At 37.5% G+C, this 19,652-nt stretch carries 22 protein-coding genes; 4 read left to right on the top strand and 18 right to left on the bottom strand.

Annotated features, from left to right (window positions below):
* Positions 1-45: 45 nt before the first annotated feature.
* The 10 genes from FNN08_RS10335 to FNN08_RS10380 all read right to left on the bottom strand — a co-directional run bounded on the left by FNN08_RS10335 (position 46) and on the right by FNN08_RS10380 (position 9,855).
* Positions 46-837, bottom strand: a complete 792-nt coding sequence (locus tag FNN08_RS10335; protein ID WP_143585469.1) for a DUF1365 domain-containing protein — start codon at positions 835-837, stop codon at positions 46-48.
* A 2-nt stretch (positions 838-839) separates the two neighbouring features.
* Entirely contained in the window at positions 840-2,093 is a 1,254-nt protein-coding gene (locus FNN08_RS10340) for an NAD(P)/FAD-dependent oxidoreductase (RefSeq protein WP_143585471.1), read from the bottom strand.
* The gene (locus FNN08_RS10345; RefSeq protein WP_143585473.1) at positions 2,093-2,821 is read right to left on the bottom strand and encodes an SDR family NAD(P)-dependent oxidoreductase; all 729 of its coding nucleotides are present in this window, start codon (positions 2,819-2,821) and stop codon (positions 2,093-2,095) included. Before FNN08_RS10345 ends, FNN08_RS10340 begins: the two co-directional genes overlap by 1 nt.
* Positions 2,818-3,318 (bottom strand): nuclear transport factor 2 family protein, encoded by a 501-nt coding sequence (locus tag FNN08_RS10350; RefSeq protein ID WP_313904984.1) that lies wholly within the window; start codon positions 3,316-3,318, stop codon positions 2,818-2,820. Before FNN08_RS10350 ends, FNN08_RS10345 begins: the two co-directional genes overlap by 4 nt.
* A gap of 78 nt (positions 3,319-3,396) precedes the next feature.
* Complete coding sequence (locus FNN08_RS10355; RefSeq protein ID WP_143585475.1) at positions 3,397-4,803, bottom strand: cryptochrome/photolyase family protein; 1,407 nt, start codon at positions 4,801-4,803, stop codon at positions 3,397-3,399.
* A 17-nt stretch (positions 4,804-4,820) separates the two neighbouring features.
* Positions 4,821-5,765, bottom strand: coding sequence for a YbgA family protein (locus tag FNN08_RS10360; RefSeq protein WP_143585477.1), 945 nt, complete (start codon positions 5,763-5,765; stop codon positions 4,821-4,823).
* A gap of 112 nt (positions 5,766-5,877) precedes the next feature.
* Positions 5,878-6,549, bottom strand: a complete 672-nt coding sequence (locus FNN08_RS10365) for a ChrR family anti-sigma-E factor (RefSeq protein WP_143585479.1) — start codon at positions 6,547-6,549, stop codon at positions 5,878-5,880.
* A complete protein-coding gene (locus FNN08_RS10370) occupies positions 6,542-7,204 on the bottom strand; it encodes a sigma-70 family RNA polymerase sigma factor (RefSeq protein ID WP_260679321.1) in 663 nt (220 codons plus the stop codon). Before FNN08_RS10370 ends, FNN08_RS10365 begins: the two co-directional genes overlap by 8 nt.
* Before the next feature lie 75 nt (positions 7,205-7,279).
* Positions 7,280-7,867, bottom strand: a complete 588-nt coding sequence (locus FNN08_RS10375; RefSeq protein ID WP_143585481.1) for an LON peptidase substrate-binding domain-containing protein — start codon at positions 7,865-7,867, stop codon at positions 7,280-7,282.
* Between the two features lie 149 nt (positions 7,868-8,016).
* Positions 8,017-9,855 (bottom strand): fasciclin domain-containing protein, encoded by a 1,839-nt coding sequence (locus FNN08_RS10380; RefSeq protein WP_260679322.1) that lies wholly within the window; start codon positions 9,853-9,855, stop codon positions 8,017-8,019.
* Between the two features lie 235 nt (positions 9,856-10,090).
* Here FNN08_RS10380 and FNN08_RS10385 point away from each other — a divergent pair, with 235 nt between their 5' ends.
* Together FNN08_RS10385 and FNN08_RS10390 are read left to right on the top strand one after the other, a co-directional pair.
* Positions 10,091-10,924, top strand: coding sequence for a hypothetical protein (locus FNN08_RS10385; RefSeq protein WP_143585483.1), 834 nt, complete (start codon positions 10,091-10,093; stop codon positions 10,922-10,924).
* A 24-nt stretch (positions 10,925-10,948) separates the two neighbouring features.
* A complete protein-coding gene (locus FNN08_RS10390; protein WP_143585485.1) occupies positions 10,949-12,007 on the top strand; it encodes a DUF169 domain-containing protein in 1,059 nt (352 codons plus the stop codon).
* An 84-nt stretch (positions 12,008-12,091) separates the two neighbouring features.
* On the opposite strand, the gene FNN08_RS10395 is transcribed toward FNN08_RS10390, so the two are convergent.
* The gene (locus FNN08_RS10395) at positions 12,092-12,682 is read right to left on the bottom strand and encodes a hypothetical protein (RefSeq protein ID WP_143585487.1); all 591 of its coding nucleotides are present in this window, start codon (positions 12,680-12,682) and stop codon (positions 12,092-12,094) included.
* A 97-nt stretch (positions 12,683-12,779) separates the two neighbouring features.
* Here FNN08_RS10395 and FNN08_RS10400 point away from each other — a divergent pair, with 97 nt between their 5' ends.
* Positions 12,780-13,583, top strand: a complete 804-nt coding sequence (locus FNN08_RS10400) for an SDR family NAD(P)-dependent oxidoreductase (RefSeq protein WP_143585489.1) — start codon at positions 12,780-12,782, stop codon at positions 13,581-13,583.
* A gap of 71 nt (positions 13,584-13,654) precedes the next feature.
* Here the strand turns inward: FNN08_RS10400 and FNN08_RS10405 are convergent, their stop codons facing one another.
* Positions 13,655-14,077: a VOC family protein gene (locus tag FNN08_RS10405; protein WP_143585491.1), complete on the bottom strand. Its 423-nt coding sequence runs from the start codon at positions 14,075-14,077 to the stop codon at positions 13,655-13,657.
* 149 nt (positions 14,078-14,226) lie between these two features.
* On the opposite strand from FNN08_RS10405, the gene soxR reads away from it, so the two are divergent.
* Positions 14,227-14,673 carry a redox-sensitive transcriptional activator SoxR gene (gene soxR / locus FNN08_RS10410; protein ID WP_143585493.1) on the top strand — a complete coding sequence of 149 codons (447 nt, stop codon included), beginning with the start codon at positions 14,227-14,229 and terminating at the stop codon, positions 14,671-14,673.
* 51 nt (positions 14,674-14,724) lie between these two features.
* On the opposite strand, the gene FNN08_RS10415 is transcribed toward soxR, so the two are convergent.
* From FNN08_RS10415 to FNN08_RS10440, 6 genes are all read right to left on the bottom strand, one after another.
* Entirely contained in the window at positions 14,725-15,060 is a 336-nt protein-coding gene (locus FNN08_RS10415; RefSeq protein WP_143585495.1) for a zinc ribbon domain-containing protein YjdM, read from the bottom strand.
* A 103-nt stretch (positions 15,061-15,163) separates the two neighbouring features.
* Complete coding sequence (locus FNN08_RS10420; protein WP_143585497.1) at positions 15,164-15,718, bottom strand: GNAT family N-acetyltransferase; 555 nt, start codon at positions 15,716-15,718, stop codon at positions 15,164-15,166.
* A gap of 128 nt (positions 15,719-15,846) precedes the next feature.
* Positions 15,847-16,428, bottom strand: a complete 582-nt coding sequence (locus FNN08_RS10425) for a hypothetical protein (RefSeq protein ID WP_143585499.1) — start codon at positions 16,426-16,428, stop codon at positions 15,847-15,849.
* A gap of 102 nt (positions 16,429-16,530) precedes the next feature.
* A complete protein-coding gene (locus FNN08_RS10430) occupies positions 16,531-17,058 on the bottom strand; it encodes a hypothetical protein (protein ID WP_143585501.1) in 528 nt (175 codons plus the stop codon).
* 285 nt (positions 17,059-17,343) lie between these two features.
* Positions 17,344-18,690 carry an MFS transporter gene (locus tag FNN08_RS10435; protein ID WP_143585503.1) on the bottom strand — a complete coding sequence of 449 codons (1,347 nt, stop codon included), beginning with the start codon at positions 18,688-18,690 and terminating at the stop codon, positions 17,344-17,346.
* An 18-nt stretch (positions 18,691-18,708) separates the two neighbouring features.
* Positions 18,709-19,395, bottom strand: a complete 687-nt coding sequence (locus FNN08_RS10440) for a hypothetical protein (RefSeq protein WP_143585505.1) — start codon at positions 19,393-19,395, stop codon at positions 18,709-18,711.
* Between the last annotated feature and the right edge of the window lie 257 nt (positions 19,396-19,652).

The raw sequence follows: 19,652 nt of genomic DNA on the forward strand, positions 1-19,652 counted from the left end.
GACCCTATTTATTTAACGCGAATTTTAATAATTAGGATCTGTTTTTTAATTTTTTTTAGTTTGATAAGAAATAAAGGGCACTTTTTTAATAAATAGCTTTAGTGCTTGCCAATAAATCCCAGATACAATTTTTAATGTCATTAGTGGTAGCGCTAACCAAATATTAAGCATTGCTTGCTTACTAAAACTGTGCTGTTTTAATGCTAAGGTAGCATCAAACAATTTATTTTTTTTGTTATCATCTGCCATTTGTTGACGTTGATTTTCAATGTGCACTAACAGTTCGTCTTTGGCTTGTAATGGCGGCTTAACGGTCCAATGATATTGCATATTTAAATCCATAAAAGGCGACACATGAAACTCTTTTTCGGTTACTTTGCTGCCTTGTAAGTCGACTAAATAGTAATGACATTGATTCCATGGTGTATTGCTTACTTCCGCTAGCATATAAGCGCATTGTTGCTGCTTGTTTGAGTCAGTGTTATAACAAAAGTAGAAGTTTGCTGGACTAAAGTAAATGCCAAAGCATCGAGCTTGTACTAACATCGAAATGTTATCACCGCTGTAGTCGCCGCCAAGTTGTTTTACTTTATTTTGAATGCGGCTGAGTAAATCGCCATCTTCACCATTTAAGTAATCTTGCTCAACAAAGCGAATAGGGTTATACCAGCGCTTGCCAAATATAGGCCCTGGCAACTTATCAGCCATCACTTCTTTAACATCCAAGCACAGCATATATAGAGAGTAACTAAAATGATGCGCTTTCGGGGCAAAGCGGCGATGCCTAACTTGACCACGATAAATGCGACTTTGAATAGTTAACTCATTAGCTACCATGTTTATAACTCACAACCAAATTTGGCGCCAACATCAACTGCACTGCGCACGCCATCTTCATGAAAACCGTTATACCAGTAAGCGCCAGTAAAATGGGTGTGATTTTGTCCACAAATTTTTTGACGTTGTTGTTGCGCGTTTAAACTCTGAACATTAAATACCGGATGATGGTAAACAAATTTACGTAAAATTTTAGACTCATCAATATCTTCATTTTGATTTAAAGTCACACAAAATGTGGTGTCACTGTTTAAGCTTTGTAAGATATTCATATTGTAAGTAACACTTGCCGGTTTTGTGCGGTTATCACTGAGTTGGTAATTCCAACTGGCCCACGTTTTTCTGCGCTTAGGTAATAAGCTCGTATCGGTATGCAAAACCACATCATTAGGCTTATATTGCATTGCGCCTAAAATTTGTTGCTCGTCATGGCTAGTGTCAGCAAGTAAAGCCAACGCTTGGTCTGAATGACAGGCAAACACAACTTCATCAAATACTCGTACATCACCATTACTAAAGTGTATTTGCACTTGCTCATTTTCGCGAGTTACTTTGCTAATTTCAGAATTTAATTCAATGTTGTCGGCAAAGTTTTTAATCATTGGCGTAATATATGAGCGTGAGCCATTAGGAATAACATACCATTGTGGCCTGTCTGAAATATTTAATAAGCCGTGATTATTAAAAAACTGCACAAAAAACTTAAACTGGAAGCTTTGCATTTGTTCTAACGAACTTGACCAAATAGCTGCGCCCATTGGCAAAATATAATGGTTAGCAAAAAACTCATTAAAGCCATTAGCATCTAAAAAATCACCTAAGGTTTGTTCATCATTAAACTCTGCATCATTGTAGGCTTGTTTACAAAGCTTATTAAATTTAAGTATTTGCAAGATCAGCTGCCAAAACTTAGGTCTAAATAGGTTACGTCTTTGCACAAATAAGGTATCAAGATTATTACCGTTATACTCAAGCCCTGTTTGGCAGTTATGTACAGCAAAGCTCATTTCACTTTCTTGCTTACCTATGCCAATATTTTTAAGTAACTTAAGAAAATTAGGATAGGTTTTATTGTTAAAAACAATAAAACCAGTATCGACTACATAGTTTTTATTATTTAATTCAACATCAACTGTAGCGGTATGGCCGCCGATATAATCGTTTTTTTCAAAAACCGTTACCTTGTGTTTTTGACTTAACAAATAGGCTGAAGTTAAACCTGATATCCCAGATCCAATAATGGCAATATTTTTCATTAGCGAATACTCCTAGCTACCAATCTCTGCCAAAGAGGATTTGGTAACATCGCAATTAGTTTTAATAAATAGGTGAAACGTTTAGGAAAATGCAGGTATGATTTTCTTGCTGCTACGCCTGCGTAAATACGTTTGGCCGCGTCCTCACTGGTAATTTTAAATGGCATATCGAACGTGTTTTTGTCGGTTAGTGGCGTTGCCACAAAACCTGGATGAACTAAAGTTACGCCAATATTGTTTTTGGCTAAATCAATACGTAGTGAGTTGGCCAAATAATCCAGACCAGCTTTTGATGCGCCATAAGCTTCAGCTCTAGGTAATGGCACAATGGTCACGCTTGAGCTAACTAATACCACTTGTCCATGTTTAGATACTTTCGGTAATAGAAAATGTAATAAATGGCCGATAGCAATTAAGTTGGTGTTAATAATGTGTTGGAATAGCTTGTTATCAAAGCCAATTGCATCATCAATATATTGGCAATCACCTGCATTTAAAATAATGATATCGACCTGTTCTACTTGGGCAATGGCTTGCTCAGTATCATCGGTATTGGTTATATCAAATGCTAGTGTAGATAACTGGCTACTATTGGCATGGTTAGTTAACTGGGCAAGTTTTTCAGTATTTCGCCCACAAGCAATAACATTATGTCCTTGCTTTAAGTACTTATGTACTAAAGCTTCACCAATGCCTGATGTGGCTCCAGTAATTAGTATCTTACTCATTTAGCTGCTCTTGTTTTTATCGCTTTAATTATTTTACCAACAACAGGAATATGCTCATACAGCATAGCGCCAACATCGACATAATCACGATGGAAATTGACTTTGTTCTGGCTACCTTTGATATAGGAATGGCCTTCAACCGTTACTGGTTTACCTTTATTAAGCTGCTTATGTGAGAACTCCATGGTCCAGTAAATAGCAGCAGAGTCACCTTCGCAAAGGGTTTCATTAATAATAAAATGACAGCTGGTTAAGTTGGTATAAAGGTTAGTAAAGTACTGATGTAAATTGTCTAAGCCAACAATTTTATGCATGGGATCGGCAAACTCAATATCTTGATGATAAATATCGTTTAATAAGTCTAAGTTCTCGGTATTAAGCTGCTGATATATATTGATAAAGTTACTCAGCCAAATAGGTGTGTTGGTTTGGCTAGCAAACATAATATCATTTACATTGGTTGCTTCACTTTGGTTTGTGGCCACAGTATTTTCCATAACTTTCTCTGTAAGTAATTAATTTATATTATTTAATCTATTTAATGAAGTGTTAATTATTGGACTTTTAGGCAATTATCAACTGTTCGCTTTATAAAATTCTAGAGCTGCCAACCTAGCTGACTTATGTTCAACAACTGCTGGCCAATAGTAGCCTAAGTTGTTCTCGGCTAAATATTGATGAGGAAAGTGAATATGTTTTAATGGCACTTGCCTTAGCTCTGGTAAATACTTACGGATAAATTCTGCGTCGGGATCAAATTTTTTGCTCTGGCTGATAGGATTAAATACTCGAAAATACGGCTGAGCATCACAGCCTGTGCCTGCCGACCACTGCCAGCCGCCATTATTTGCGGCTAAGTCGCTATCGATTAATTGTTCACTAAAATATTTTTCACCTAAGCGCCAATCAATGAGTAAGTGTTTAGTTAAAAAGCTAGCAACAATCATACGTAAACGGTTATGCATCCATCCCGTAGTATTTAATTGTCTCATGGCGGCATCAACAATTGGGTAACCGGTTCTTCCTTGCTGCCAAGCCTGCAATAATTTGTGGTTATTAGGCCAAGGCAAGTTATTGTATTTTTCTCTGAAATTTTCACCTTTAGCTAATTTAGGAAAATGCCAGAGAAGATGACGGTAGAATTCTCGCCAAATTAACTCGTTTAACCAGGTAAATTGTGGCGAGTCGTTGCTAATTAATATATCTGGAAAGCGTTGCATAATGAGCATAAGCAAATAACGCGGGCTAAGTGCTCCAATGGCTAAGTATGGGGAAAGGCCAGAGGTGCCTTTGATTCCAGGTATGTCACGGTGTAGGTGGTAATCGGACATTTTATCACTTAAAAATGTGCCAATTACATTAGCCTCAATAGTATCAATTAACGGCCACTGATTAGAGCTTTTGGTATTAAGTCTTTTTGTTATTTGGTCTAATTGCTGTGAGCAAGTATTAAATTGCTCGCTATTGGGATTTTCTGTTTCAGTAGCAGGGTAGCGGTAAATATAATTAAAACCATTATCTCTAACATAATTTAGCCAAGCTTTTTTAAAGGGGGTGAATACTTTATACATTTCACCGCTAAGGTTGCTTACTTTGCCGTGTGGCACAATGACATCAGCGCAAAATAATGATAAATCACAGCCAAGTTGAATTAGCTTTTCATCTCGATTGCGTTCATTTAGTTCAATTTCGTAATTAGCAATTACTTTAGTGTTAGTTGCTATAGCATGCTTGCTTAAGTAATCGATTTGTCCTTTAAAATCATCAACATCGACTACTTTTAAACAAATACCTAAGGCTAATAATTGCTCACTTAGAAGTTGCACGTGCCTTAAAATAAAGTCGGTTTTGATTTCCGCTTGATTATGTAATTGCCATTGTTTAGGCGTTGCTAAATATATCGCCTGTTTAACGCCTTGGTTTAGTGCATAGTCAACGGCTGGGTTGTCATGTACCCGTAAATCGTTACGAAACCAAAGCATTTTTTATATTCCTTTCATTAATAACCGTAACGTAGTTTAAGTTGCGCTGGGTAAGGGTCTAAATAACTTTGCTGTTTTAAATACTGTTTAGGGAAAGCAAGTAGATAGTGTTTGATTAGCGTTAAAGGTACAACTAATGGCACTAAACCTTGGCGATAATCTTCAATTTGAGTGCACAATTCTTGCTTCTCAAGTGTTGATAAATTACGTGAAAAATAACCTTGAATATGTTGTAAGGTATTAGCATGCTTTTTTCGTGTCGCTTTAATTTTTAAAGCGTTCATCAAACCTGTAATGTATTGCTTGGCCATATCCTCAAGGGCTAAATCGGCGCGAGCAAGTAATTGCCCTAATGCTTTATAAGCGACTAAGTCATGGCTCATTACTGTATATTTGTAGCGGCTGTGGAATGTCATTAACTTATGTTTAGTGATCCCTGAAGCTTCCAGTTGTTGCCAGTTTCGATAAGCAAACACTCGGGCAACAAAGTTTTCTCTGATCACCTGATCGTTTAAGCGGCCATTCTCTTCACAAGGCAGTAAAGGATTAGCTTTCATCACTTCTTTGGCGAAAGTGCCGATACCATCTGACGTAGCCCCTTTGCCATCAGCACTATAAACTTTAACTCTTTCCATACCGCAGCTTGGGCTTTTGGCACAAAAAATATAACCACTAAACTTTTCAGCAATCTTGGCAACTCGTTTGCCATACTCGCTTAATGCTTGAGTTACATCGCCAGTACCATCAGGTCTAGAAACTACAATTAAGTCATCTTTTTTAATTTGACGAATAGTTGGTCTAGGTACGGGTAAACCAATTGCTACTTCTGGGCAAAACGCTCGGTATTGCACATGATTACCAAGTTCCTCTACACAAAAATGTGATGTTTTTGCACTCGAGTCGTATCGTACATTTTGCCCAACTAAGCAGGCGCTGATACCGATAGTAATTGGTTTAGTCATAGTAACTCTCAATTTAATCAATGATGTTTGCTAGAGTTACGAGAAAATTTAAGTTTAAGATCAAAAAAGCTCAAACTTAATTGAGCTTTTTTAAATAGTAAAGGGTACTTTATTAGTAAATAAAGCTACCAATAGGGTTAAGTAGTTTATTAATACCTTGGGTAAAATGTTGTGCACCGTCTGCTACAGTAAAGCATAAACACCCTTCTGTTGTTGCAGGTGTATGCTGGTGCTCGCCATCAAGCATAATAAAATCACCCGGTACATATGTACCCATTTCATCACTAAATGAGCCTTGCAACAATAATGTTAGCTCGAAGCCTTTATGGGTGTGTTCAGGTACAGTTCCACCAGGTTCAATTTGTAGTAAACTTGAGTGAATATCACCTTCATTAAGCTCCATTCTAGCGCGAGTAATTTTGCCTAAGCTATGCCATTTACCCATATGCATATGTTGTATAGCACGAGGTATTTTGTAATCTTGGCCTTTAACTGAAATAGTTACCGGTACATTTTCAGCTAATAATTCTACCGAGTCATCGTTGGTAATATCACTAATCATTTGCTCGATATCAATTTCATTTAAATCAATATCGTTTGCTAGCTCTGGTGCGTCATTATGTTCAAATAACAATTCCGCTTGTTGCTCGGTCATGTGTTTAACTGCTTGAGCACATTGCGGACACAAGTCATTATGCATTGCTATAGCTGCAGACAAAGAAGCTGGTAATTGACCATTTACATGGGCGTTTAATAATTCGGTCTTTGGATGATGCTTAATCATGGTTGTCTCCTAACTGCAGATCAACTTGCTGTTTTAATTTATTTAGCGCGAGTCTAAGTCTCGATTTTACGGTGCCAAGAGGTAAGTTAAGGTGCTTCGCAAGTTGCTCTTGCGACATCTCCATTAGATAGAAGCCTTTAATAACTTGCTGTTGCTTTTCAGGCAAACTATCGAGTAAAGACAATACCTTTTGGCTTTCAAAATGATCTTCAAATTCATTTTCGCTTTCATCGGCTACATCGAGTGTTGGCCAAATGTCATCACTGAGAGTATCTTCTTTTTTAGACTGGATTTTACGCAGTAAATCAAAACTCACGTTTCTCATTACTGTATATACCCAAGTCGTTGGTGCACCTTTATCAGCATTGTATAAGTGTGCTTTACGCCATACATTGGTCATGGTTTCTTGCACAATCTCATTGGCAATGTTTTGCGTATTAAATTTACTGCCAGCGATACGTAAAATTTTCGGTGAAAAAAACTTAAATAAACAAGTAAATGCCTGTTTATCACGATCTTGCCCTACTGCGGTTAACCAATCCGCCAATTCTTTATGGTCTATATCATCATTCATGTTCATATTTGTAATACGTTTATGATGACTTGGCAATTGTTTAACAGGATTATTAGTCCCATGCTGTTCAATTAGTTGCATATATTGCACCCAGAATTAACTATCTGTAGGTAAATACGTAAGGGTTTTGTATACAGATCACTTTTTATTTTAGTTTTATACTTTTTCTTCAATAAGTATGTTGCTAATACAATCGAGCGCTTGGTTAAAGCTATCTTGTTGACTAAACAGTGACTTGTCAGCAAATGGTAATGGCAATAGCTCTAACCAACGAGCACAAACCCAATGGTCATCATCTACAAATACTTGTTGATATAAGTCGGCTAATGGTTTGTTGTCACTAAATACTTGCTGTAGCTGCAAGGCTAATTGCTGAGATAAGGTAGTAGTTGCATATTGATCTTGCTTATCCGCCCAATGGGGTTGTACTGTAACTTCGCCAAGCATAAGTTGTTCATCATTGAACGAGGTAGATTTTATCGTAACTAGGGACTTGCACTTCACATCAATGATTAATATGCCGTCATCACCTTGCATAAAATTAACTATTTCAACCCAACTGCCCCAAGGCGCTATTTGGTTTTCAATTGGCTGATTAGGCAGGTTTTGGTAGTAACTTATAACAAAGCCTTTGGTGTCGTTGGCATTTTTAACCATGTTTAAATAGCGTTGTTCAAAGATACGTAAGCGAGTTATCCCCTGTGGTAATAAATAAATGCTTAATGGAAAAATAGGGATGTTCATTAACGGCCTTAATTTAAATAACAATAGTGACTAATTTAATATACGTAGCTAAAACAATAATAGATGATTATTTTTAATATATTTTTTATTAAAAATAAAAAAGCCCCACGTAATGTGAGGCTTTGATTAATTCATAGAGTTTGTCGTAATTAGTCAGTTACTACTGTATCAATTACATGGATAACGCCGTTAGTTGTATAGATATCGGTTACGGTTACTAATGAACCTCCAAAGGTCAACATACCCGATTCAGCATCAACACCAACACTTATCATAGCGCCACCAGCTGTAGTTACGTCTTTACCATTAGCCGCGTAGGCAGATAATGAATCAACTTCGGCATCAGCAATAACGTGTTGTAATAATACAGCTGTTAATGCGTCTTTATCGGCAAGTAAATTATTTAAAGCGGTTGCATCAATTTTAGCAAAAGCAGCATTTGTTGGTGCAAATACAGTAAACGTTGCATCTTCATTAGCAAGGGTATCAACTAAATCAGCAGCAGATAATGCAGTTACTAGAGTAGAGAAGTTTGCATCGGCTAACGCTACTTCAACGATACTCATATCAGGTTCGCCTTTCATTTCTCGAGGTAAAATTACTGTATCAACTACATGGATAACACCGTTGTCAGCCATAACATCAGCCGCAGATACTTTAGAGCCATTAACAAATAACATTGAGTTGGTAAATGAAAGGGCAACATTGCTGTTATTTGCCGTAGTTACTTGATTGTCCATAGACTGAGCAACAGTAATAGCACCGTCAGCCATAACTTTACCAGGTACTACGTGGTAAAGCAGGATATTAGATAATGCTTCAGTATCGTTTAAAAGAGTTTCAACCGTACCTTCAGGTAACTTAGCAAAGGCAGCGTCTGTTGGTGCAAATACTGTGTAGTCTTCATCTAAATTAGCTAAAACAGTATCTAAGCCAGTTGCTTGTAATGCCGCAACTAAGGTTGTAAAGCTACCATTATCAACAGCAACATCAACAATGCTCATTGCTGGCGCAGGAACTTCAACGTCACCAACAATTACCGCATCAATCACATGGATAATACCGTTAGTGGTGTAGATATCTTTCATTACAATGTTAGCACCGCCAAAAGTTAACATGTCAGTTTGGCTATTTACTTTTAGCTCAATTTTAGCCATCGATGCTGTTTCAACCATAGCACCATTAAGTGAATAGGCTGTTATTGAGTTAACGCCAGGACCAGCCACAACGTGCTGTAATAAAATACTTGATAAAACATCGGTGTTAGCCAATAGAGTATTAATTGTTTCAGAGCCAATTAAAGCAAATGCATCATCGGTAGGAGCAAATACAGTAAAGCTTGCACTTTCATCGGCTAACACTGCATCTAGGCCAGTTGCTTGTAGTGCCGCAACTAGTGTAGTAAAGCTTCCTGCTGCCACTGCTGTTTCAACAATATTGGCCGTTGGTTGCATCATATCTTCTGGCGGAATAAGTACAGCATCTATAACATGAATAATACCGTTATCGGTCATAATATCTGTTGCTGTTACGGTTACGTTGTTAACTAATAGCGAATCGCCATCAAGAGACAATCCAATAAAATCTTCGTTAGCTGTTTGTACTGTAGAGCCAGCACTCGCAATTGCTGCTGCAGCATTAACTTCGCCAGCTAATACATGGTAAAGCAGGATATCTGAAAGCGTGTCAGGGTCATCGAGTAAGGCGTTAATTGTGTCATCGCCTAATAAAGCAAACGCTGCATCTGTAGGTGCAAAAACTGTATATGATGCATCTGCATCGGCAAGCACCGCATCAAGGCCTGTTGCTTGCAGTGCAGCAACTAGAGTAGTGAAATTACCGTTTTCACTTGCCGCGTCAACAATTGTGGTTGGCATTACGGTGTCGTTTACAACTTCAGCATTATTGCTGCTGTTACTATCGCCATCACATGCTGCAATGGTAGTTAACATTATTAATGGTGCTAAAACTTTTATAACCCTGTTCATATTATTTCCTCTTTAAGAAGTTAAGTAGCCTAAATTTTTACGGAAGAGGAGATGAATAAGATCAGTTATTTTTTTAATTAACGAGTTTTGATATGTTTTTAATGCAAAATGTATTGCTTACAAAATGACTTAACGCATTGTTTAAACATAATAAAAGTGCAATCGTGTTGTGTTTAAAAAAATAAAATTATCGTATAAAAAATATTATATTTATAGATTAAAAGTGGAAAGTAGCATGAGTACACTCGATATTATTGCAACAACTGTAGCGATATTAATGGCTTTAATGTGGCTAGCTTATATAAGTAAATACACCAGTAAAAAAAGCAAAGCGTTAGAAGTAACCGAATTTATTCCTATGGCAGCATGGCTACGAGCTGGTATGTTCTTTTGTTTTTTCTATTTAGTTTCATGGGCTACCGGCACCATGGAAGCCATTTTAACTACGCCAATTTTTACTGAACAACAACTCAATGACCCAATATGGATAGCCTCGGTAATGGCCTTATTTGCCTTTATATTGTTTGCCTATTGGGGAATATGGGCCAGATATACCATTCGTTTTGAGCGTAAAATCGATTTATTTCCGCAAATTGTTTTTGGCTTAATTTGGGGTACTGCGTTTGGGCAAATGTTCTTGTCGTTTTGGCATCTTGGTTTAATACTTGGCCCTGACTGGGCAACTTGGCAAGTGTGGATATTTGCTTATGCTTGTATCAGTGTGTGGCAGGCATTATTAATGGATTTATATTGGGATATTTATATTTCACCTGAGCATGACAGTCCTAAATCAATCAAAATGAAAGTGCCATTAACTCATATTCCAAATGTTACCTTTTGCTTAATCTTTTTTGCTTTTTATGAAAATCATGTCATTTTTATTGCCTTACAAACACTGGCATTAGTTGGTTGTACTATTAATATGCGTATGCCGGCGCCATGGAGTAAAGACAAAACCTTATCAGCACGACGAGTACCATCGATATTTTGGGGGCTGCCACGTTGTGGTGGTTATGCACCTGAAAACCCAGAGCAAGACCCATATTTAAAAGCGGCAAACTTAAACTAATAATTATAAAAACAGGATCATAAAATGGCGAATATTGAAGGCATCTGCCAGGTATTAAAAGGTAAGGTTAGAGGCAACCCGGTTGCAGTAACCTTTTTTGAAAATGAAATACCCGCTGATTATGAAGGGGTAAAAGTTGAGCCGTGCGGTATTTTAAAACACGCCATGGATGACGGTAAAAGTGTTTACTTTGATAAAACCTTTAATGATTGTTCTCATGGCACTTATTTAATGGGCCTTGATGAAGGCAACGACTTAATGCGCAGTGGTGAGATCCTGTATAAGTTTATTCCTTCTTATGAAGAAAGTGCGGCGAAAGCGGTTAACTCGGGTAAATTCCGCCTGCCTTCTGGCTTAGTTAAAGGCATTGGTGCCGCACCACTTAATAACGTGCCAAAAGGCATGGATATTAAATGGATTGTGGTGATATGTACGCCAAAAGAAGCGGCATTAATTGCAGCTGCGCGCTCGGTTAAAGATGGTGTAATGCCAAGTACTGCGGCAGGTAATTCATTTTGTACTGATGTATTCGCAACCCCTTGGTTTGAAAATAATGTGGTTATGACTCCGGGTGATATGGGTGGTCGTATGGCCAATAAACTTAAACCTGAAGAATTGTTTGTTATTATCCCAATTGAGTATGCCGATAACCTAATTGATATCTTAGGCGCACGTCCTGATGTAAAAGGTATATTTGAGGCAACTAAACCAGAGCATTCAGAATACTGGGCTAAAAAGCGTGCCAAAGAAGAACGAGCTAAGGCGCGTGAAGCAGCATCGGAAAGTAGTGATAGCAAAGTTGAAGACAACGTAGCTTTGGCCAAAAAATATGGCTTAAAAACCAGTATGGATTGGGACGAAGAGGCAATGCAGTTAATCTGTAAAGCGCCTAAATTCGTTCGCGGCTTTGCTGTTGGTAATGTTGAAGATTTTGCCGAAGAAAATGACTACAAAATAGTTACCTTAGCGGTAGTTAATGAACAAATGGATAAAGCCGGAACACGTAAATACATGAACTTTGGTAGTGATAATGACGGTGAGAAAAAACCAGGATTTTTCAGTCGTTTATTCTCTAAAAAATAATAATATTAAACATACCTAAAAGAAAACGGACAACCCTGCTTAATAGCAAAAGTTGTCCGTTTTTGTTTATATAATTAACTAAAACTATTCAACCAAGTGCTGCCAAATCGACGCTCTAAATGGTTGTTCATGTACCGGGCCGTCTGTGCCTCTTGGGTCAAGTTCATGACGCTTATCACACGATGGCGATAAACGAATACCGTGGGCGGTTAGTGTTCGTGTTGCTTTACCATCGCGGTAAAGTACAGTGTGACGAACGCGTTGCCCGGTACCCGTTAAAATAATAAAGTCAGGCTCCATATAAACATCGGTTGCCTTGCTTAAGTCACGAGCGTTAAAGGTTAAAATCCCAGGACCACCACTCATACCTATATTTTCGTAAGCGCCATCACCAAGAGGGTCGAAAACTAAAACACCGTCTTTTAATTGCCCGGTAAATGTTTTTGCTGTGCAAGGGCGGCCACGAAAATGCACATTGGTTAATTTTAAAAACTCACCGTCAAAATCGACATAAACTAAATTATCGAATGGAGAAGAGCCAGGTGTACCGCTACCGGCTGTAGTATCGTCATCTAATGGCGCGCCATCTAACTCGAAACATTCAATCGAGTCATGCCAAATACCACGCATTTGCATTAGAGTGTGGCCAACTGTGCCAGGAAGAAATTTTTGCATCGACAAATTAATCCTATTTCAATATTGCATTAAATGTATTAAAGTTATAACAATAAACTTTAAATGATTTACTGACAAGTTAATAAAGGCGAATTTAATGAAAACAGTAGTAATAACTGGTAGTACTCGTGGTATTGGCAAAGGTTTGGCAGAAAATTTTTTAAATAAAGGCTGTAAGGTGGTGATCACAGGCCGCACCGATACACAGGTTGAACAAGTCGTTAATGAGCTATCCCAGCGTTATGGTAATGATAACGTTACGGGTATCGCTTCTGATGTTACCAATGCTGAGTCTTTACAAGCTTTGTGGGATCATAGCGTAAGTCAGTTTAAGCAAGTAGATATTTGGATTAATAATGCAGGTATGAGTATCAAGCGCATGCCATTAGCTCAGCAAAGCTCTGCCGATTTACAAGCGATAGTAAATACTAACTTAGGTGGTGTTGTAGTAGCTAGCCATATTGCTTTACGCGGCATGACCGAACAAGGCCATGGCCAATTATGGAATATGGAAGGCTTTGGCAGTAACGATGCAACACAGCCTGGTATGGCGGCTTATGGTGCCACTAAGCGCGCAGTTACTTACTTGAATAAATCATTACAAAAAGAAGTTAAAAACACGCAACTACAAGTAAACACTTTGAGCCCTGGTATTGTTGTTACCGACCTTCTTATTGGCGATTACGATACAAGTTCACCAGAATGGACTAAAGCTAAGAAGATATTCAACATCCTTGGCGATAAAGTTGAAACCGTAACACCATGGTTAGTTGATGGTATTCTTGCGGCAAACAAATCGGGCAGTAAAGTTGCTTGGTTAACTGGTGGTAAAGCATTTAAGCGCTTTTTAACTGCAGGTTTTAATAAACGCGACTTGTTTGCTGATATTAAAGACGCCTAGAAAATAATTCAGTTATTTCTTCAAATGCATAAGTAGCCGAAAGGCTACTTATTGGTTTTAACTTCCAACTTTTATTCTTCATAAATATTTCTTAGCTTTGGCTCATCAGTTAAATACTGCACAAACTCAACTTCAAAATCATTTGGGTCAATAAAATAAACATTTTTACGGTAGGGCGATACTGCACCTGCGCTAGAAATTTTATAACCAGCATTAACAAGTCTTGCCGTTAAACTATCAATATCATCGGTCACATAGGCAAAATGAGCTAGCCCTAAATCATGCCCTTTTAAGTCTCTGTTTTGTCCTTCACCTTGATCATTAAAGGTAAGGTACTGGTAGTCATCGCCAAAGTGTAGCCAGTGTCTTGGATGACCATACCAATCTGAATCGCCTTCGCCTCTCACTTGCCAGTGAGGAAAAGCAGCTTTATAAAAATGTAGAGTAGTTTCAATATCTTTGACCACTAAATTAAGGTGTTCTAAATGCAACATAGGTATTTCCTTTTCAATTTTTATTAATTGTTAAAACAACTATAAAACCTCAAGCAAGGTTGAGGTAAAGTGTTTTTTTTAATATGATTAAAAAAAGTTAAATCGCCAAAAAGTTAGTCAAAAATTAATAAACTTTGTCTGAGGTCGGTATGTTAGAAGAAGCAAATTTAAGTGTGGGAGCTGTTGCTAAGCGCTGCGGAATAAAGGTATCGACCTTGCACTTTTATGAAGAAAAAGGCCTGATTAAAAGCCTGCGTAACCAAGGCAATCAACGGCGCTATAAGCGTGATGTAATAAGGCGCATCTCTGTAATTAAAGCGGCGCAAAAGATGGGGGTTAGTTTACAAGAGATTGAGCAAGTATTTGCCAAGCTACCCAACAAGCGAACACCTGATAAAGACGACTGGGCAAGGCTGTCTAAAGCTTGGCAGGCACAACTTAACGAACGAATTAAATATATGGAAAGGCTAAGAGATTCATTAACAGGCTGTATTGGTTGTGGTTGCCTTTCAATGAAAAACTGCCCCATATATAACCCCGAAGATGTACTAGCAAATGATGGGGTAGGAGCCGTAATTTTAGATAGAAAGGCTTAATACCCATCTAAATAATTTTTAGCTATTAGATTAAGCGCTTGGCAATATTACTCAGGCTCTTTTCACAAACTTTGCTGTAACCATCATTTCTCCCACACCATCAACTTTGCAGTCTAGTTGGTGGTCTTTCCCCTCAACTATTCGCCTAATAATAGCTTTAGTACCAACTTTAATCACTTGCGAGCTACCTTTAATTTTAAGGTCTTTAATCATCGTAACTTTGTCACCTTCGTTTAATTGCGTTCCGTTGGAGTCTTTTACAATAAATAATTCTTCATCACTAGGCTCTGATGGATTCCATTCATACGCACACTCAGGACAAATAAGAAGGTTCTGATCTTGGTAAGTAAATTCTGAATTGCATTTAGGACATGGTGGAAGTGACATAATTTTCTACTTAAATAATTTTTATTTGTATTAACTTTTAAAGTTGAACTGTGTAGCGTATTGAAACTTAGCAAACTGTTAGCAGATCCGTTTGAGCAGCTTGTTAAATTTTTATTGTATCTGAGCGTAGCAGAGAAAACATTTTAAGGTCATGATAAGAACCTTTCCATTTACCATGCTGTCTTAATGTTCCTTCACATCGAAACCCTAAGCGCTCCAACACAATTTCAGAAGCTCTATTACCTAGCATAACATATGCTTCTATTCTGTTAATGAACTTAGGGCAACGCTCAGAAAAGGAATAATCAACAACGCCTTTTACTGTTTCTGTAGCATAACCTTTACCCCAAGCACTTTTAATAAACTCATATCCAATAACAGCTATGTCATTACTATCTTCAAAACGGTTGATACCACAACTCCCAATAAAATCGTTAGTGGATTTTTCTCGGATTGCCCATCGAACACTTTTTCTTTCATTGAACCGTTTTGTGTCATTTTCAATAAGCTCAACAGCTTCTATTTCTTTTGTGAAATGTAAATCGTAAAACTCAGTAACATCACTATCGGAAAACATAGCAAAAATTGACTTAGAGTCGTCAATGATTTGCTCATTTAAAATAAGTCTTTCTGTCTCAATTATTGGAAAATTACTCATGACTCTCTGAAAATATAACGCCGCAGTAAATTGCGGCTATATAGTTGATTGTTTTTGTGGCAGCGTAGCGACCGCCACTAAAACAAGCGACGGAATAGTAGTCAATTTGACTGCCTTGTTAGGAATTTTTACGCCCATACAGATGGAGGGTTGCCATTTCTTGTTTCTTTTAGAATCTCCATTGTATCCTCATCAATTGAGACCAGCGTGCTTAGCTCCAATAAACTCTTTGCAAACTCCGGCAATCCCATTAACATTGCCGAAACTCTAACCGTTTTGCCATTCTTAGTTTTAATCACAAACCACTTCATTATATAGGCGTACCTTACACTCGAAATCTCGTCCCACGGTACCAACACCCTTTGACCATTGAAACGACCGAAATCTATCCCAGACTCACTTAAGGAATGCTTAGCTGCAAAATAATCAATAACAAGAGGTAATGACATAGCGGCAAACCCCAAAAATATTGCAGTTGTCCACCAAGTTTCCGTACCGTTTGAAAATACATTAGACAATATTGCAGCGCCAAAAAAGAACGAAAAACACACTCCGCCGATTATTAGCGTGCTTAGGGGATGTTTCAGAATTTTTGTTTCGTTTTCGGGCCTTTTTTTGGAGCGACTTCGATTTAACCAGCCCATTATAAGGACCATTAAAACGCCCCATATACTCCATTGAATTATGTTTGCAATTAACGACTTATCCATGCATTTATTCCTAACGCCTCATTAAGAGGCAAATTTAACTTGGTTAAAATCTCGAACGCAGTGACAAAAACCAAGTTGAATTTGTCCTGCTTTAATGACTTGTTAGCTGTTGCTACACTGAGCCTCAAATTCTGACTTTTTAAGTGTTGCTAGCTTTAAACTTACCATTGAATTCATGAAAGCAATACCAATACCTGCCAGATACCAAGGAGTAAATACAGGATTAGATGCTGCTTTCAATATTACCTCCCATGATTCAATTAGCAAAGATTCTAGATCTGCCAAAGATACATCAGGGAAGTTACCACCTGTAGTCATAGCGTAAGAAGCAAAAGCTAAAAAAAGGTAAGTAAATACTAAATTTAGTGTGATTGACGGAATGCTTGAAAAAGACAAACCAGGCCAAGACCAATTGGATTTTAGCTTATTGAAAAACGATACAAGTATTAGAGCTAATATCAGAGTTATAGCTAAATAAACTTGATGAAGAGGATTCGATATTGGTCTTAAACCGAATAAGATCATCATCGCTATGTGATAGACAAACATAAGTTTAAAATCAAAGGACATATCCTTCGGATCATTATCCTTATTTTGATCATCAATTTTTCTTTTTATTGATTCGAACATCCATACTCCGAAAAACAGCTAACAGCTTATTAGATGGAAAAAATCCGTACTTTTACGAATTAAAATTTCCACCTTTCAATTTTATTAACACTACCTTAACTGTTAATTATTTGATCTTCAAAAGAATAATTTCTATTTCCGTGTTTAAACACGGATTATTTCTCGGTTTGTTTGTAGAAATGAGGAAATATCTTTGTTGTGCTTTCATTATTCTCGTAATAAACAAAAAGACCTTAATAGTGTTTATTAAGGTCTTTATTGGGTTTGTTTTTATGCTTACTTTACTTAGATAGCTGCTTTATCAGTTTCTAAATTTTTAGCATCTTCAGCTTGGCTTTGTTCTTGGCGGTTAATGATTTTATCTTTAACTATAAAGCCCCAGATGAATACGATTAAGGCACAGAAACCAACAAATACGAATGGTCCAGATTGTTCCCAGTGATCGAATAAATAACCACCAGCTATACTTGAAACTAAAATACCAATAGCTCCACTTAAGTTGAATATACCAATTACTGCGCCACGGTTTTGGTCATTGGTTTGTTGTGCTATTAGTACGCCTGAAGTAATAATTCCGCCAATTTCACCTAAACCAATAACCACTACAACAAGTATCATCCAGCCGCCAAATGGGTCTGAAATTAGGTAGGTACTGGTGTAGCCTGCAAATGAAATAAACAGTGCGATTAGTAGGGCACTTACGCGGTTAATTTTATCGGTAAGTATGCCAAAGAATGGGGCGAATAATAATGCACAACCTTGCGCTATAGCTACGATAATACCGGCTTTTTTCAGTGCATCACCTGCTGTCATGCCCATTTCGCCAGTACCGTAATTTGATAACCAAAGAGTCATAAATGCGCCAACTATAGTTAAGTTTGCACGTGATACAAATGATGCACCATAAGCTAAAGCAATGCCTTGGTCTTTGGCAGCTTTAATCCCTTCAATTGCTTTTTTAAAGGTGCTGTCTTTATGTTGCATTTCGTCTCTAACGTGAGCCTTTAAGCCAATAGCAGATAAAATAGCAACGATAATCGCGATAGCGGCCGCAATGTTATAAGTAGTAAAGCCAGCTTCTACAGCAGTTTGGCCTTGTGCTTGGAATACTGCTGGTAAGCGCAGTAATAAGAACAATGCGGTTACCGCACCAATACCATTACATACACCTTGCAAACCAGCGGCCTTGCCTCGGCTTTCATCTTTTGCGTAATCACCAACCAAGGTAACAATCATACAGGTTGCAGCAGCGATACCGACACCGTAAATCATGCGGTATAAAATTAGTTGAGTAACAGACTCAGCATGTGGGTATAAATAAAGTGCGATACCAATTAATAAAAAGCCTACGCTCATTATTAACTTACGACCTACTTTATCTGAAAGGGCACCCCACAAACCTACAGTGGCGATAATCGCCATTTCACCCCAAAAGTTTAAGGTACCTGTAATTGAGCCATGTTGATCTGGCGATATGCCCATGATTTGAGAAAACAAATATGGCTGAAATGCGTTGATGAATGTACCCAATAATATGGTGGCAACACAGGTAATATAGAATGTAGACATATTCCAACCATGAACGCCATGGGTGGTATATATGCCAAGGTATTTTTTTGCTGTTTTAGACATGATGAGACCTTTTTAATTTTACTTAGTAGCAGCTAGGCTGCTCTGTGTTTTTTTCCACAACAAATATCCTGCTAATGCAAAAGCACCTTGTGTGGCGGTATTAGTAAATTCTGCAATCCATTGGATTGCTTCGCGTTGATCGTTCATTCGGGCAATGCCTGATAAAGCAAATACGCCAATAATATTTAATAAATACAATAAGGCAGAAGTTTTGCTTTGTGCTTGTAAGCTGTGACGAATAGCATGCCAAATAAATATAATATTACTAATAGTTAGTAAGCCCAATAAAGCAAAGAACCAAAGTTTTTTATCTGGGTAGGTAACTGCTAAGGCAATTGACAATATAGCGAATAAAGTAACAATGCTTGCCGGACAGCGCCAAGCGGTAGGTTTAATTGCTTGTTGGTTAAACTGTTTTCTTGCCGCATATAAGCAGAAGGTTAAAAAAGCAAAACCAGGAGCCATAAAAATAAATAAATTATTATTTAGTATTGCAATGTCTACTCCATTGGTAGCCACTAATAATTTCCACGTTGCTTTGGATACGCCGCCAAATACAATCATTGCCGCCGCAACTTTAGTTAATGTTTGATAATTCTGATTATTGGCATTAATTATCTGCACGATAAAGTACATGCCAAGTGCCGATAACATTACCGGGATAAAATCGAATAAAGCCAATTCTATTGAGTATTGATAGATCATTTATACGCCTTTAATTTTTATGTGGGCTATTTGTTTTTATAAAGTCCAATTAGTACCTCTTACGATACGCATCTTTTAAGATGTTGGATCAAAAAATGTTATATTGATAGTACATTTGTCATTTTTAGGTGCAAATAACATTGACTAAAAGTTATAATGTTATTACTTTAAGTCAATAGATTGTATTTATCTAGTTAAATAAAAAGTAATTACAGCCAAGAGTAATCAATAATAAAAACGCTGTAATTTAATAAGAG

Origin of the sequence: Thalassomonas sp. M1454, assembly GCF_007097525.1 — a bacterium.
Lineage (GTDB): Bacteria > Pseudomonadota > Gammaproteobacteria > Enterobacterales > Alteromonadaceae > Thalassotalea_A.

Bases quoted from the DNA above. Each gene is read 5' to 3' on its own strand.
- FNN08_RS10335 (WP_143585469.1), bottom strand. From the start codon at position 837: ATGGTAGCTAATGAGTTAACTATTCAAAGTCGCATTTATCGTGGTCAA.
- FNN08_RS10340 (WP_143585471.1), bottom strand. From the start codon at position 2,093: ATGAAAAATATTGCCATTATTGGATCTGGGATATCAGGTTTAACTTCA.
- FNN08_RS10345 (WP_143585473.1), bottom strand. From the start codon at position 2,821: ATGAGTAAGATACTAATTACTGGAGCCACATCAGGCATTGGTGAAGCT.
- FNN08_RS10350 (WP_313904984.1), bottom strand. From the start codon at position 3,318: ATGGAAAATACTGTGGCCACAAACCAAAGTGAAGCAACCAATGTAAAT.
- FNN08_RS10355 (WP_143585475.1), bottom strand. From the start codon at position 4,803: ATGCTTTGGTTTCGTAACGATTTACGGGTACATGACAACCCAGCCGTT.
- FNN08_RS10360 (WP_143585477.1), bottom strand. From the start codon at position 5,765: ATGACTAAACCAATTACTATCGGTATCAGCGCCTGCTTAGTTGGGCAA.
- FNN08_RS10365 (WP_143585479.1), bottom strand. From the start codon at position 6,549: ATGATTAAGCATCATCCAAAGACCGAATTATTAAACGCCCATGTAAAT.
- FNN08_RS10370 (WP_260679321.1), bottom strand. From the start codon at position 7,204: ATGCAACTAATTGAACAGCATGGGACTAATAATCCTGTTAAACAATTG.
- FNN08_RS10375 (WP_143585481.1), bottom strand. From the start codon at position 7,867: ATGAACATCCCTATTTTTCCATTAAGCATTTATTTATTACCACAGGGG.
- FNN08_RS10380 (WP_260679322.1), bottom strand. From the start codon at position 9,855: ATGAACAGGGTTATAAAAGTTTTAGCACCATTAATAATGTTAACTACC.
- FNN08_RS10385 (WP_143585483.1), top strand. From the start codon at position 10,091: ATGAGTACACTCGATATTATTGCAACAACTGTAGCGATATTAATGGCT.
- FNN08_RS10390 (WP_143585485.1), top strand. From the start codon at position 10,949: ATGGCGAATATTGAAGGCATCTGCCAGGTATTAAAAGGTAAGGTTAGA.
- FNN08_RS10395 (WP_143585487.1), bottom strand. From the start codon at position 12,682: ATGCAAAAATTTCTTCCTGGCACAGTTGGCCACACTCTAATGCAAATG.
- FNN08_RS10400 (WP_143585489.1), top strand. From the start codon at position 12,780: ATGAAAACAGTAGTAATAACTGGTAGTACTCGTGGTATTGGCAAAGGT.
- FNN08_RS10405 (WP_143585491.1), bottom strand. From the start codon at position 14,077: ATGTTGCATTTAGAACACCTTAATTTAGTGGTCAAAGATATTGAAACT.
- soxR (WP_143585493.1), top strand. From the start codon at position 14,227: ATGTTAGAAGAAGCAAATTTAAGTGTGGGAGCTGTTGCTAAGCGCTGC.
- FNN08_RS10415 (WP_143585495.1), bottom strand. From the start codon at position 15,060: ATGTCACTTCCACCATGTCCTAAATGCAATTCAGAATTTACTTACCAA.
- FNN08_RS10420 (WP_143585497.1), bottom strand. From the start codon at position 15,718: ATGAGTAATTTTCCAATAATTGAGACAGAAAGACTTATTTTAAATGAG.
- FNN08_RS10425 (WP_143585499.1), bottom strand. From the start codon at position 16,428: ATGGATAAGTCGTTAATTGCAAACATAATTCAATGGAGTATATGGGGC.
- FNN08_RS10430 (WP_143585501.1), bottom strand. From the start codon at position 17,058: ATGTTCGAATCAATAAAAAGAAAAATTGATGATCAAAATAAGGATAAT.
- FNN08_RS10435 (WP_143585503.1), bottom strand. From the start codon at position 18,690: ATGTCTAAAACAGCAAAAAAATACCTTGGCATATATACCACCCATGGC.
- FNN08_RS10440 (WP_143585505.1), bottom strand. From the start codon at position 19,395: ATGATCTATCAATACTCAATAGAATTGGCTTTATTCGATTTTATCCCG.